The organism is Thermodesulfomicrobium thermophilum DSM 16697, from assembly GCF_059568695.1.
This window is the reverse complement of sequence record NZ_JCANTW010000002.1, coordinates 1-13,621: the sequence shown is the minus strand read 5'-3', so window position 1 is coordinate 13,621 and position 13,621 is coordinate 1. Positions and strand designations below refer to the sequence as shown.

Sequence of the window (13,621 nt, the reverse complement as noted above, 5' to 3'; positions counted from 1 at the left end):
TACGGGGTTTTTGGGTTTACGACTTCCGCCGCGACTTCTTCGGTGGCTGCCACCGGCAGCTGGACGAAGCCGGGCCTCAGCCCATACCGATCTTGGGCAGGACGAAACGGGCAATGAGCACCCAAACCACCACCAGCACCACCAATGTGACGAGTTCTCCCATGTCTTGCTCCTTGGTTGCTTCTTCCCATGGGGACGGATGGGCCCTGCGTCAAGAAATTCCCCCGCTGGTGGACGCCCATTGCCACCTTCAAGACGGCCACTTGCGCGCCGATATCCCTCAAGTCATTGCCCGCGCCCGCGCCGCAGGGGTGCGCCGCCTGGTGTGCAATAGCGACCACGAAGGCGATTGGGACCTCATCCTTGGCCTGGCGGAAACATACCCCGAGGTCATCCCGAGTCTGGGCGTGCATCCCTGGTTCGTGGCCCAATGCAGTACCGGCTGGCTTGCCCGCCTGGAGGCCTTGGTGGCCGCCTATCCGGTGGCCGTGGGTGAGATCGGCCTGGACCGCCAGGTGGAGGAGCGCAACGACGGCCTCCAGGAGGAGGTGTTTCTCGCGCAAATGGAGCTCGCCGCCCGCTACGACCGGCCGGTATCCATCCATTGCCGCAAGGCCTTCGGCCGCTTGGTGGAGCTTATGGCATCGCTTTCCCAGCGGCCGCGGCGCATGATGCTCCACGCCTACTGCGGCTCCCACGAAATGGTGCCGGTGTTCGAAAAGCTTGGATTGTACCTCTCGGTGGCCGGGTCCGTCACCTGGCCCAAGAACCGGAAGACCCGCACCGCGGCACAGCGCATCTCCAAAGAGCGCCTCCTGGTGGAGACCGACAGCCCGGCCATCGCCCCGGCAGGGGTGCCCTACGAGCGCAACGAACCCGCCTATCTGCCGATGATCGTCCAGGAACTGGCCCGGCTCCGCGGGGAGGACCCGGCGGAACTGGCCCGGGCCGTCACGGCCACGGCCTTGGATTTCTTCGATATCACGAGGTCCGCAGCATGAATTCCACGCCCCTTGCACCCTTTGCCCGCACGCTGCAGCTCATAGGCCCCAGCGCCATGGAGCGCCTGACCCGCGCCCGCGTGGCGGTGGTGGGCCTTGGCGCCGTCGGGTCCTACGCCACCGAGGCCCTGGCCCGCGCCGGCATCGGCGAGCTCCATCTCTTCGATCACGACGTGGTGGGCGAGAGCAACCGCAACCGTCAGCTCTTCGCCCTCGCCTCCACCCTCGGCCAGCCCAAGGCGGAGGTGGCCCGGCGGCGCGTGCTCGACATCAACCCCCATTGCCGGGTCGTGGCGCGCCAGGAGTTCGTCGCCCCGCAGGAGGTGGCCCGGCTGCTCGATCCCACCTGGGACGCCCTGGTGGACGCCATCGACGGGGTCAACGCCAAGGTCCACCTCATTGCCGCCGCGGTGCACGCCGGCATCCCCGTGGTTTCCAGCATGGGGGCCGCGGCCAAGGTGGATCCTTCCCAAATCACCACCGCGGACCTCGCCCGTACCCGGGTGTGCCCCTTGGCCCAGGTGCTGCGCAAACGCCTGCGCCGCTTAGGGATCGCCAGCGGCGTGCGCTGCGTCTTTTCCCTGGAGCCGCCCCAAAACACCAACCCCCCGCTTTTGGGCGAGACCGCGGAGCAGGGGGTCTGCGGCCGACCCCGGGAACCTTTGGGATCCATCTCGTATCTCACAGGAATTTTCGGGCTCATGGCTGCGGCCGAGGTGATTCGCATCCTCGTGCCGGAGGTCTTCCCTCCCCGAAAATAAGCCCCTCTGAAAAGACAACGCGCGGCACCCGGCCGCGCGCTGCGCGCAAAACCCCTCGCGCCCAGGCGCTACTTTGCCGCATCCTGCGACCACACCCCTTGGAACCAAAGCTCCGCCAAGGGCTTGCGCCCTGAGGGAATCTCCCAATCCACGTACGGCTTGGGCAGCTTTTCCCTGACGTCCAGCACGCCGATGGCAAAGCCGGCCACGACCTCGAAGCGCTCGCGGTCGATGCCCAAGGTGGAATAGATCTCGTCCTTTTTGATCCCCGCCATGCCATGGGTGTAGAGCCCCAGGCGCCGCGCCTGCAGCGTCAGGGACATCCAGGCCGAGCCGCAATCGAACACCGCCCAGTCATTGGGTTTGTCGTTGTGGGTGAAATGACGCTTGGCCACGATGAAGCCAAGGACTGCGGCGTTCTTGGCCCATTTCTGGTTGGCCTCCACCAACAGGCCGAGGAAGGTGTCGAAGGTCTCCGGGGTGGAGGTCACGAAACGCCACGGCTGCTCGTTGTAGGCCGACGGCGCAAAGCGGGCGGCGTCAAGGATGCGGGTCAGGTCCTCCTCGGCAATGGTGGTCTTCACGAACGACCGCGGAGACCAGCGGCCAGGAAACATGGGGTCCACCCCAGGAAAGGGGTCACGCTTGCTGAAGTCCGGCGTATACGCAGAAGGGTACATCGGTTGACTCCGTGCGGTTTGAGGTTGTTCGATGTTCCCCCACCGTAGCCGCACGCATGTTTTTGTCAACGAGCTGCGCGGGAAAAACCAGAACGCTGCCTTGGGCACCGACGACACCTCAAGACAGCGCGGCGCTGTCTCGACCTTGACGGACTGCGCGTGGGCACTATGCACGTTCTCGTCCCACCCCAATCAAGGAGTACTCCATGGACTTGCGCCGTGCCTTTTCTTTCGTGCTGATGCTGCTCTTCTGGGCAACCACAGCCCAGGCCGTGATCACCGCGCCGGATGACCCCCGTCTTTTTCGCGCCATCACCCTGCCGCAAGGGACCCAGGTCCTTTTGGTGCACGACCCCAGCGCCACCAAGGCCGCAGCCGCCGTGGCCCTCCCGGTGGGAAGCCTCCACGACCCCGCCTCCCAGCAAGGATTGGCCCATTTCCTGGAACACATGCTCTTTCTGGGCTCCCGCCACTTTCCCGAGCCCGGCGCCTTTCAGGCCTTTGTGGAGGCGAACGGCGGCCAGACCAACGCCATGACCGCCTACGGATCCACGGTCTACGTGTTCGAGGCCGCCCCCGAGGCCCTGGCCGAAGGACTCGCCCGCCTGGCCGACACCCTGGCGCATCCGCTTTTGGACCCCGCATACGTGGACAAAGAACGCCACGCGGTGCACGCGGAAATGGAGTCGAAAAAATTCGACGACGGCCGACGACTTGTCATGCTCACCTTCTCCACCCTCAACCCCGAGCACCCGGCCACGCAATTTACCGGCGGCAATCTGGAGACCCTGGCGGACAAACCCGGATCCCGGCTCCACGAGGCCCTGACCCGCTTTCACGCCACCTGGTATTCGGCGCCCCTTCTGCGCGTCGTCCTCACTGGTCCCCAGTCTCTGGACCAGCTCGAGGCCATTGCCCGCCAAACCCTAAAAAAGCTCCCGGTACGCGCCCAAACCCCGCCGGTCATCACCACCCCGGCGGTCACGCCTCAGGAGACCGGCGTGTGGGTGAACATGCGGCCCGTGCGGCCTATGCAGCTTCTGCGCCTGGACTTCGTGCTCCCGAAAAATCTGGATGACCGCCGCACCCAACCCCTGGAGCTGGTGGCCGGGGTCATCGGCGCCGAGACCCCGGGGAGCCTGGTGGAAGAACTGCGCCACCAGGGCCTGGCCTTGTCCCTCTCTGCCGGGGTGGATACCGAAAGTCTGGGAAAAGCCGCCATCCTGTCGGTCACCATCCAGCTCACCGACCAGGGGGCACGCCTGCGCCAAGCCGTGGCCGCACGCTGCTTCCACTTCTTCCAGCGCCTGGCCCGAGCCTCTCAAGACCAATGGGAGAAATACTTCGCCCAGCAGCGCCAGTTGGCTGCGCTCCATTTCCGCTACGACCCGCCGGGCCGGGGTTTTGACCTGGCGGCGGACCTGGCAGGCCGCATGCTCCGCTACCCCGTGGAGGACGTGCTCTTCGGCCCCTACCGCATGGACGCCCTGGATTGGGACCGGGTGCAGACCATCGTGCACGCCCTGACCCCAGAGCACGCCCGTATCTTCTCCGTAGACCCCACCGCAGCCACGGACCGCACGGCCTATTTCTACGGCACTCCCTACGCGGTGCAGCCCATCGCCGCCGATATCCTTGCGGCAGCGCCGGACAGCGGAACCCTTCCCCAGCCGAACCCCTTCGTACCCACGGATCTTGCGCTGCGCCCACACGCTCCCCAAACCCATCCGGAACTGGTCTACGCCGCCCGGGGTATCCACGCCTGGTGGACGCCCTCACGCTTCATCCACCAACCCAAGGTGGCCATGGTGCTGCGCGCCACCGCACCGCACCGCGACACAAACGTGCGCGACGCCGCCCTGGCGGCCCTGTGGGCGGAAGCCTGGCGGCAGCAGCAGGCGGGCCTGCGCTTCATGGCCCAGGAAGCCGGACTCGACCTCCAGGTGGACGCCGACGCCGAAGGCCTCACCGTCCAGGTGGAAGGCTTCCAAGAACACGCCCCGGAGCTCCTCACCGCCGCGCTCGGTTTCCTCAAGACACCAGTGTCCGCCACGCGTTTTGCCCAAGCCAGGGCCGAACGGGTCCGGAGCCTGCGCGGCGAAAAGAGCCGCGGGGTCTTTGGCCAGGCCATGGAACAAGTGTATGCCACCCTGCGTGCCCAAACCTTTTCCCATGAGGCCGTGCTCGAAGCGACCCAAAAGCTCACGCCTGCGGACCTGGAGGCATGGCGTACCCACATGCTCACCCGGGCAGCCTTCCAGCTGCTCGTCGTGGGCAATCTCTCCCGCACCGAGGCCCAAGCTGTGGCCGACAGCGTCGCCCATGTGGTGGGTTTCCGGGACGCGGCCCCCACACCGCTGGTGCGCGCCCTTCCCCAAAAGGAAACGGCCCTTGCCATCCAGCGCTTCGTCCCCCTGGAAGACAGTGCCGCGGTGCTCACCTTCTTTGCTCCAGAGACTTCGGCGGCGACGCGGGCGCGAAGCATGGTCGCCGCGGAACTCGTCTCCGCCCGCTTCTACCATGAGCTGCGCACCGAAGAGCAGCTCGGCTACATCGTGGCCGCTTTTCCGGTGCAGACGGGGTATGCCGCGGGCATCGGCTTTGGGGTGCAAAGCCCGGCAGCCGGAGCGCGGCAACTTGCCCAGCGCATCCAAGCCTTTGCGCAGGCGCTGCCTTTTTCCGAGGTGGCCGGGGCCTTTGCCACGGTGCGCCAAGGGCTTGTCGACTCCCTCAGCGCCCCGCCGCAAACCTTGGGCGAGGAACTGGGGTGGTTGCTGCGGGATCTCTTTTTGGGAAACGCCGCCTGGAACGGCAAGGAGCAGCTGCGCGCCGCGCTGCTTTTCCTCACGGAAAAGGACCTGCTGGAGTTTTGGGAGACTGCGGTCCGTCGCGGCACGGGAATGCGACTTGCCGTGGAGATGAGCGGGACGAGGCACCCGGATGCACCGAATCCCGCGGCGCTGCCGGACGCCAGCGCCGCATCCGGTCACCTCCCCACCATGCGCATCAGTCCGCTGTGGTGACGGCCCGTGCAGCGGTATTACACCATGAGATGGAGTCCCTTGAGATAGGCGGCCTCGGGAAAGCTCGTCAGGACCGGGTGATCCGCGGCCTGGGTGAGGCGGGCGAGGATGCGCGCCTCCACCCCGGCGTCCAGGGCGGCGTCGGCCACCACCTTCTGGAACAGGCTTTCTTCCAAGAGCCCGGAACAGGAAAAGGTGAAGAGCTGGCCCCCCGGCGCAAGCAGACGCAGGGCCCAATAGTTGATGTCTTTGTAGCCGCGGCAGCCCCGGGGGATAGCGGCCTTGGCCTCGATAAACTTGGGTGGATCGAGGACGATGAGGTCGTAGCGCGCGCCGGCCTGGACCTGGGCGCGCAGGAAGGCGAACACATCGGCTTCCACGTGCTCCACCTTGGCGGCCCACCCATGGGCCTCGGCATGGCCCTTGGCGAGGGCCAAGGCCGGCGCGGACACATCCACCTGGGTCACGTGCGCGGCCCCGCCCGCCAGGGCCGCCAAGCCGAACCCGCCGGTATAACAGAAGCAATTGAGCACCCGCGCGCCACTGGCAGCACGGCGCACGGCCTGGCGGTTGTCCCGCTGGTCGAGGTACATGCCGGTCTTGTGGCCGTGGAGCACGTCCACTTCCATACGAATGCCGTGCTCCTCGAAGAAGACCCGCTCGGGAAGGCTTCCGCGCACCACCTGGCCCCGGGGGCCAAGGCCCTCTTTTCCCCGCACCGCAGCGTCCGAACGCTCCACCAGGACCTCATCAGGAAACACCGCCTGCATGGCGGCCACCACAGCCTCCCGCCACGCCTCCATGCCCGCGGTCACAATCTGGAAGACCACCACCGCGCCGTAGACGTCCACCACAAGCCCAGGCAACCCGTCGGACTCGGCGAACACCATGCGCCAGCCCGTGGATGCGGTGAAATCCGGCAAGCGCCGCCGCCGGGCCACCGCGGCGTGCAGGCGGCGCAGGAAAAAGGCGGCGTCCACCGGCTCGTCCGGGTCAAAAGTCCACACCCGGGCGCGGATCTGCGAGGCAGGGCTCACGCCCGCCCGGGCAAGCCACGCCCCTTGCGCGTCACAGACGTCCATCACCGCACCCGGAGCAAAGGTCGGTGTGTTGCGGGCAACGGCGCCGGCAAAAATCCAGGGATGGCGGCGGCGCAGAGACTTCTCCCGGCCTGGGGCGAGGATGAGCGGCATGGCGAACTCCTTCGGGTCAAAAAGTCGTGGACTGGGTCTTGGGCCAGGTCCCGCGAAATCCCTGGCACACAAACACGGTGAAGGTCTGGCCCTGCACCCAGAGGCGCCGGGTGGTGAGCACCTGGGGCGGGCCCACGGTGGCAAAAAGGGCCTGGACTTCGGGCGGGGCCGCTGTCTCCACTCCGCGCATGACGAACACCGCGTGGCGGAACTCTGGTCCCGGTCCAGGCCACAGATCGTACTGATTGCGCTTGCGGCCGGTATCGATGCAGTAGGCGCGTTTTTGGCCCGGGGTGTAAAAGGAAAGCTCCGCCGTGACGCCGTATTCCTCGGCAAAGGCAAAGGCCGGCCCATCGAGGGTCTCCATGATGCGCCCCACTTCCTCGCCCAGATCCCGCCAGCCGATGACGCGGGCAAGAAGCGGCCCCGGCACGGGGAGCACGGCCTGCAGATATACGATCGCCGCCACCACCACGCCCAAAACGGCCACCCGCCGCGCCGCGTGCCAAGACTCCTGGGCGAAGCGACGAAAGCTATCCGCCACCAGCATGAGCCCGCCCACATACGCGCTCACCGCCCAATTGGCCTCGATCTTGGTGTGAAAGCTCCACAGGAAAAAGAAGCCAAAGATCGGCCAAAAAAACACCCGGCCCAAAAGGGCGATCTGTGGATCAAGATCCGCCGTGCGGCGCAGACCACGCACCAGAAAATACGCCCACCACGGGGTGAGCAAGGCCACTTGGCTTGCCAGAAACTCCGGCGGAGAGCTCAACCGCAGCCATCGGGAGGCCTTGGTCCCCATGACCGCGCCCCGGTAGAGCACGTGTTTAATACCCACCCAATCATGCAAGGCATTCCACAGGAGCACCGGGAAAAGGCCGACCACGGCGCCCAGCGCCAGGGCCAAAATCAGCCGCGGCCAAAGTCCGGCGGCAAGTCCAAAGCGCCGCTCCCAAAGCCATGCAGCCAGCAGGGCCGTGGGGACGAAGGCGAGCATGGTGTATTTGGCAAGCACCCCCAAAGCCAAAGCCATGGCCAGAAGCATGCTCCCCCGGCCAGTCTGGAGAAAGCGATGCAGCAGAACCACGGCCGCGCTGAAGCACACCAACAGCAGGTTGTCGGTGGTCATGAGCACCGCGCCTGCACTCAAGAATACCGTGGTGTTGAGGATGAGAAGCACCCACGGGGCCGCCTCGGGCCGGCGCCACACCCGAGCAGCCCACCACCACCAAACACCCTGCAAAAGCACCGAGCCGATCACCGCACCGATGCGCACTCCAAAGACTGTCGGACCGAATATCGTTGTCCACAGGGCATTCCACCAGGCAATGAGCGGCGGCTTGGAGTAGTAGGAAATCTGGAATGTCCGGCTCCAATCCCAATACTGGGCCTCGTCCGGGGCAAGGTCGATGGTGGGAGTGAGGATGAATGCCAGGCGGACCAGGGTGAGTCCTGCAAGAATCATCCAGGAAAGCCGGTGAGAATGCGCTCGGTCCATGCGTCAACCATACGGAGGTGTTCCGAAGTCAAGGTGAAAGGAAGAGGCCAGGTCGGCAGCACACGCCATTGCCATGGGGCAGCGTGGAGCACCGTGGCGTGAAGCATGAGCCGCGGCCCGGGATGGCCGTATTTGCCGTCTCCCACGATGGGATGGCCCACATGGGCCAGGTGGGCGCGGATCTGGTGGGTGCGGCCGGTGCCGAGAAGCACGCCCAAGAGGCTCTGCTCCTGGCGGACCACCAAGGGGACCACATGGGTGCGGGCAGATTTTCCCACGCCTACATGGACCCTTTGCCGACCCGGCGCACCGCTTTTGGCCAGGGCCATGGTCAAGAGCGTCTCCCCCAGCCGCCACGCTCCCTCCACCCAACAGAGGTACCCTTTACGCACCGAAGACCACGCAGCGTGAAGACGACGCAAGGTGGGGTGGTTGCGGGCGCACAGCACCAGGCCCGAAGTGTCACGGTCCAAGCGGTGCACGGGGATGGGGGCGAATTCCGGAAAACGGGCGGCCAACCGCACGCTGAGGGCGTCCTGCCAGCCGCTTCCCGGGTGCACGGGAAGGCCTGAAGGTTTGTCCACCACCACCACATCCGCATCCACATACACCACGTGGAGTTCAGGGGACGAGGATGGACACACCGTCGGCCTTTCCTCCAGATGGCGCAAAGGCGGGATGCGCACCACCTGCCCTGCCGCCACGCGGCAAAAAGGCGTCACGCGCCGACCATCCACCCGGATCTGACCGGTGCGCACCAGGCGCAGCAGCAGGCTTTGGGGCAACGGGCCAAGGACGGCGCGCACGAAAGAAAAGAGCTTGCGCCCGTCGTGCTGCGACGGCACCTGCAGATGCCGTACGCCTTGATGTTGGTCTGATTCGCGCTTTGACACGGCGTGTCCATGAAGACTAGAGCCCAGCGTGTCAAACATGAAACCCACACGCACCTTTCGCATCACCGGCCAGGAACACGAAGTCCCCGGCATCGAAGCCCTGCTTCGAGCCGAAGGCTTTGATTTCGCCCCCCTTGCCCTGCACCCCAAGGCCCGCATCCTCCACGAGGAACCCTTTGCCTTGGGCCGCAGCCTGGCCGCGCGCTTGGGCCTCATCTACATCCAGGACATCTCGTCCATGGTGCCGCCCCTGGTGCTCGCCCCCCACCCCGGGGACGTCGTGCTGGATCTGTGCGCCAGTCCGGGCAGCAAGACCGGTATGCTCGCCGAGGCCGTAGGCTTGAAGGGCATGGTGATGGCCAATGAGCCAAGCCCCCGCCGCCTTGCGACCCTGCGGGCCAATATGCGCCAGATCGGGGCCGTGGAGGTGGTCACCACCTCTTTCGCCCGCTTTCCCCGGCTTCCGTCCGCACAGGGGTTTCCCCGCATCCTGGTGGACGCTCCCTGCAGCGGCTGGGGCACGGCCCACAAGCACCCGGAAGTGCTGCGTCTGTGGCGGGAGGAAAAAACCCAGACCCTGGAGTCCCTACAGCGCGCCCTCCTTGCCCGGGCCGCGGAAATCCTCGCCCCAGGCGGACTCCTCGTCTACTCCACCTGCACCACCAATACCCGGGAAAACGAAGCCCAGATCTCTTGGGCCGAAGACGCCTTGGGCCTGAGGCCGCAAACCCCGCCCACGCTCCAAGGCATTGCCCTGGAGCCCACCCAGCCGGGATGCCTGCGGGTGGTAGATCGCCGCGGCCAAGGCTTCTTCGTGGCCATGTTGCGGAAAAACGGGCCGCCCTCCCCTGCCTGGACGAGTCCCGAGCAAGGTGGGCGCCCGGTAAATGCTGCTTTTCCCGATGCCGCAACGTGCTGGGACGCCTTTACCCTGGTGCCTCGACACAAGGTCTGGGACTTGGCTCCCAAGCTCGCCCTGCTCCTTTCTGCGGATATTGCGTGGCGAGGGTTGGAAATAGGACGCCACGGGAAAAATATCGCTTGGAATTTGGGGTGCCGCCGACTGGAAAGCCTCGTTCAGGCACCCTTGTGGGAAGTGGACGATCCGCGCATTCTTTCCCGACTGCTTGCGGGAGAAAGCTTCCGCGACACCGGTAACGACGGCCGGGTCAAAATCTTCTTCCACCAGGTGTTCGTCGGATGGGCGACGCGGCGCGCTGGCCGCCTCATGTGGATCAACCGCTAAGGAGGAGACTGTGATCGGTGTCTTTCGCAAGACCGGGCGTCTGTTTCATCCTGGCTCCAAGCGCACGGTCATCGTGCCCTTGGATCACGGCATGTCCGAAGGCATGCTCCCGGGGCTCGATGATGTGGGCAGCCTCGTGGAAGGTCTGGCGCAAACGCCGGTGCAAGGTATCGTCCTCCACAAAGGCATGGCCATGAGCCACCTGTCCGCCATCGGCCTGTCCCAAAACCTGATCGTCCACCTCTCCGCCGGCACCCGCCACGGGATCCCCCCGTATGCGCGCACCATCGTCGGATCCGTGGCCGAGGCCTTGCGCCTGGGGGCGGACATGGTTTCCGTCCAGGCACACATCGGCAACGACATGGAAGAACGCATGCTCGCCGACCTCGGCGCCGTCATCGACGAGGCCCACAGCCTGGGAGTGCCGGTCCTGGCCATGATCTACGCCCGGGGCGGACAGATCGTCAACGAAACCGATCCCAGCCTGGTGGCGCATTGCATCCGCCTTGGGGCCGAAATGGGGGCCGACATCATCAAGGTGGCCTACAGCGGCCATCATCCAAGCTTTCGTCGCGCCGTTGCCGCCTGCCCGGTGCCGGTGGTCATCAGCGGCGGCCCCAAGAACAGCGACGCCCGCGGCTTTCTGCGTACCCTGGAAGAAGCCCTGGATACCGGTATCGCCGGTGTGTGCGTGGGAAGAAACGTCTTCCAAAGCGAGGACCCCTTCAAGATGCTCCACGAGATCTGCCGCCTCGTGCACCACGAAGAATGATACGGCGTCCGGTTTATGCAATCATCCCTTTGCGCGCCTTCCTTTTGGCGTGTAAAATAGGCTCCGTATAGCCGTTGGGCTGGAACCTTCCCTCGAAAATCAAGTCTCTTGCCGCCTGAAAGGCAATACTGGCGGCAAAGTCCGGGCCCATGGGCCGGTAGTTGGGATCATCCTGATTTTGGCGGTCCACCACCGCGGCCATGCGCTCCAAGGTGGCCAGCACTTGCTCTGGGGTGCACAGACCATGGCGGAGCCAATTGGCCACGTACTGGCTGGAGATGCGCAGCGTCGCCCGGTCTTCCATGAGGCCGGTGTCCGTGATGTCCGGCACCTTGGAGCAGCCGATCCCCTGATCGATCCAGCGCACCACGTAGCCGAGGATGCCTTGGCAATTGTTGTCCAGCTCGCGCTGGATCTCCTCGGAGGTGAGCGCATGGTCCAAAAGGGGCAGGGTCAACAGGTCGTCCAAACTGGCCCTGCTCGTACCGGAAAGCGCGGCCTGGCGGGCAAAGACGTCCACCTCGTGGTAGTGCATGGCATGCAGGGTGGCGGCGGTGGGGGAAGGCACCCAGGCGCAATTGGCCCCTGCCCAGGGATGGGCCTTTTTGCTCTCCACCATCTGGCGCATCCGATCCGGCATGGCCCACATGCCCTTGCCGATCTGCGCCTTGCCGGAAAAACCGCAGGCAAGGCCGACATCCACATTCCTGTCCTCGTAGGCCAGCATCCAGCGCTGGTTCTTCATGGCCGCCTTGGGCACCATGGGGCCGGCCTCCATGCTGGTGTGGATCTCATCGCCCGTGCGGTCCAAAAATCCGGTATTGATGAAGATGATGCGATCCTTGGCAGCGCGGATACATTCCTTGAGGTTGACGGAAGTGCGCCGCTCCTCGTCCATGACGCCGATCTTCATGGTCCGGGGCGGAAACCCCAAGGCGTCTTCCACCTTCGCAAACAGTTCGCAGGCAAAGGCCACTTCTTCGGGACCGTGCATCTTGGGCTTGACCACGTAGACGCTCCCTGTGCGGCTGTTCCGAAATCGGCCGAGGCCTTTTTGATCGTGGATGGCGATCAGCCCCGTGACCATGGCATCGAGGATCCCTTCAAAGACCTCTTCTCCGTCCACAAGCACGGCGTCCGTGGTCATGAGATGCCCCACATTGCGCACCAAAAGCAGGCTGCGGCCCGGCACAGTCAAGGGCGATCCATCCACCGCCGTATACGTACGGTCAGGATTCGGCCGCCGCACCATGACCTTTCCCCCTTTGACAAAAGAGGCTTCCAAATCACCGCGCACCAGGCCCAGCCAATGGCTGTAGGCCAGGGCCTTGTCTTCGCCGTCCACTGCGGCGATGGAGTCTTCAAAGTCCACGATGGTGGTGACCGCGGCCTCGAGCACTACGTCCTTCACGCCTGCAGGATGCGCCGCGCCGATGGGGTGCGAGCGGTCGATATGCAACTCCACGTGCAGGCCATGATGGACAAACAGCAAGACCCCGGGGGCAAAGCCCACAAAGGCCGCCGGGTCCGCCAAGACGGTTGGGCCATGGGCGGTTTCGACCTCCAATGTGAACCGGCCGTCACGCTCCTGGACGCGGTACTGCGTGACCTCAGCGTGGGAGGCCCCCACCAGGGGCAGGGCGGTATCCAAAAAGGCCGCGGCAAAAGCCATGACCTTGGCCCCACGCACCGGGTTGTAGGCGGGTGTGCGCTGCGCCCCGTCTTCTTCAGGGATCACGTCCGTGCCATAGAGGGCGTCATAGAGGCTGCCCCAACGGGCATTGAGGGCATTCAAGGCGTACCGCGCATTGGTGGCAGGCACCACGAGCTGCGGGCCGGCGATGGTGGCGATCTCCGGGTCCACGGCGGAGATGGTGATGGTGAAGGGCTCTCCTTCGGGAACGATGTAGCCGATGGCTTCGAGAAACCCCCGGTACGCCGCCGCGTCGTGGGGCCGGCCCAAATGCTTTTGGTGCCAGGCGTCGATCTGGCGTTGGAGCCTGCTTCGTGTGGCGAGCAGTTCGCGGTTGCGTGGCGTAAGCTCCCGCAAGACCGCCTCCAGCGCGGTCCAAAAATGCGCCGCGGAGATCCCTGTTCCCGGCAGCGCGTGATGCTCAATGAAATCATACAGGGGTTGGGCGATACGCAGCGCACCGACAGACACCGTACGCATGGCTTTCTCCTGGGTTACGGTTCAAATTGGTCCTACCAATATGAGGAAGAAAGCGCATGTTCAAGGACACCGGCCATCCGCAGCCATTGGTGACCCGCCCCTGGACAAAAGCCATCTTCCAGAGAGAAGGAAACCCAAGGAGGCAGTGATGCGCAGCTACCGCAAAGAACTCTGGTTTCATGTGCCCACGCGCCGGGCGTTCATCAACATCACTCAAGACGTCGAAGCCTGTCTGCAAGAAAGTGGCATTGCGGAAGGACTCGTCCTCGTCAACGCCATGCACATCACGTGTTACCGGACAATGATATTGTCACCCCTGGCTGGGACAATAGAAATGTCATCCCATGAAGACACGGGGTGACGTATTCATGAAGGCAGAGG

At 65.0% G+C, this 13,621-nt stretch carries 10 protein-coding genes and 1 pseudogene; 6 read left to right on the top strand and 5 right to left on the bottom strand.

The annotated features are described in order from the left end of the window. The first annotated feature begins 113 nt into the window (after nucleotides 1-113). Complete coding sequence (locus BR00_RS00485) at nucleotides 114-1,001, top strand: TatD family hydrolase (RefSeq protein ID WP_496475667.1); 888 nt, start codon at nucleotides 114-116, stop codon at nucleotides 999-1,001. Beyond that, nucleotides 998-1,762, top strand: a complete 765-nt coding sequence (locus tag BR00_RS00480; protein ID WP_496475666.1) for a tRNA threonylcarbamoyladenosine dehydratase — start codon at nucleotides 998-1,000, stop codon at nucleotides 1,760-1,762. The genes BR00_RS00485 and BR00_RS00480 overlap by 4 nt, the downstream gene beginning before the upstream one ends. Nucleotides 1,763-1,830: 68 nt before the next feature. Here BR00_RS00480 and BR00_RS00475 read toward each other — a convergent pair whose 3' ends face one another. Next, on the bottom strand, nucleotides 1,831-2,442 hold the full coding sequence (locus tag BR00_RS00475; protein WP_496475665.1) for a nitroreductase family protein: 612 nt from the start codon (nucleotides 2,440-2,442) through the stop codon (nucleotides 1,831-1,833). A gap of 206 nt (nucleotides 2,443-2,648) precedes the next feature. Between BR00_RS00475 and BR00_RS00470 the strand changes: the two genes are divergently transcribed. Next, entirely contained in the window at nucleotides 2,649-5,465 is a 2,817-nt protein-coding gene (locus tag BR00_RS00470; protein WP_496475664.1) for an insulinase family protein, read from the top strand. Between the two features lie 17 nt (nucleotides 5,466-5,482). Here the strand turns inward: BR00_RS00470 and BR00_RS00465 are convergent, their stop codons facing one another. Genes BR00_RS00465 through BR00_RS00455 form a run of 3 tightly spaced genes read right to left on the bottom strand, consistent with a single transcriptional unit; the run spans nucleotide 5,483 to nucleotide 9,049 of the window. Next, nucleotides 5,483-6,658: a class I SAM-dependent rRNA methyltransferase gene (locus tag BR00_RS00465; RefSeq protein WP_496475663.1), complete on the bottom strand. Its 1,176-nt coding sequence runs from the start codon at nucleotides 6,656-6,658 to the stop codon at nucleotides 5,483-5,485. A 16-nt stretch (nucleotides 6,659-6,674) separates the two neighbouring features. Next, nucleotides 6,675-8,156 (bottom strand): ArnT family glycosyltransferase, encoded by a 1,482-nt coding sequence (locus tag BR00_RS00460; protein ID WP_496475662.1) that lies wholly within the window; start codon nucleotides 8,154-8,156, stop codon nucleotides 6,675-6,677. Next, complete coding sequence (locus tag BR00_RS00455) at nucleotides 8,120-9,049, bottom strand: RluA family pseudouridine synthase (RefSeq protein ID WP_496475661.1); 930 nt, start codon at nucleotides 9,047-9,049, stop codon at nucleotides 8,120-8,122. The genes BR00_RS00460 and BR00_RS00455 overlap by 37 nt, the downstream gene beginning before the upstream one ends. A gap of 37 nt (nucleotides 9,050-9,086) precedes the next feature. Here BR00_RS00455 and BR00_RS00450 point away from each other — a divergent pair, with 37 nt between their 5' ends. Next, complete coding sequence (locus BR00_RS00450; RefSeq protein WP_496475660.1) at nucleotides 9,087-10,295, top strand: RsmB/NOP family class I SAM-dependent RNA methyltransferase; 1,209 nt, start codon at nucleotides 9,087-9,089, stop codon at nucleotides 10,293-10,295. Nucleotides 10,296-10,305: 10 nt separating this feature from the next. Beyond that, nucleotides 10,306-11,067, top strand: a complete 762-nt coding sequence (locus tag BR00_RS00445; RefSeq protein ID WP_496475659.1) for a class I fructose-bisphosphate aldolase — start codon at nucleotides 10,306-10,308, stop codon at nucleotides 11,065-11,067. A 13-nt stretch (nucleotides 11,068-11,080) separates the two neighbouring features. On the opposite strand, the gene BR00_RS00440 is transcribed toward BR00_RS00445, so the two are convergent. Next, entirely contained in the window at nucleotides 11,081-13,240 is a 2,160-nt protein-coding gene (locus tag BR00_RS00440; protein ID WP_496475658.1) for a malate synthase G, read from the bottom strand. 148 nt (nucleotides 13,241-13,388) lie between these two features. Here BR00_RS00440 and BR00_RS00435 point away from each other — a divergent pair. After that, nucleotides 13,389-13,529, top strand: a pseudogene (locus tag BR00_RS00435) (YjbQ family protein); the annotation flags it as partial. Between the last annotated feature and the right edge of the window lie 92 nt (nucleotides 13,530-13,621).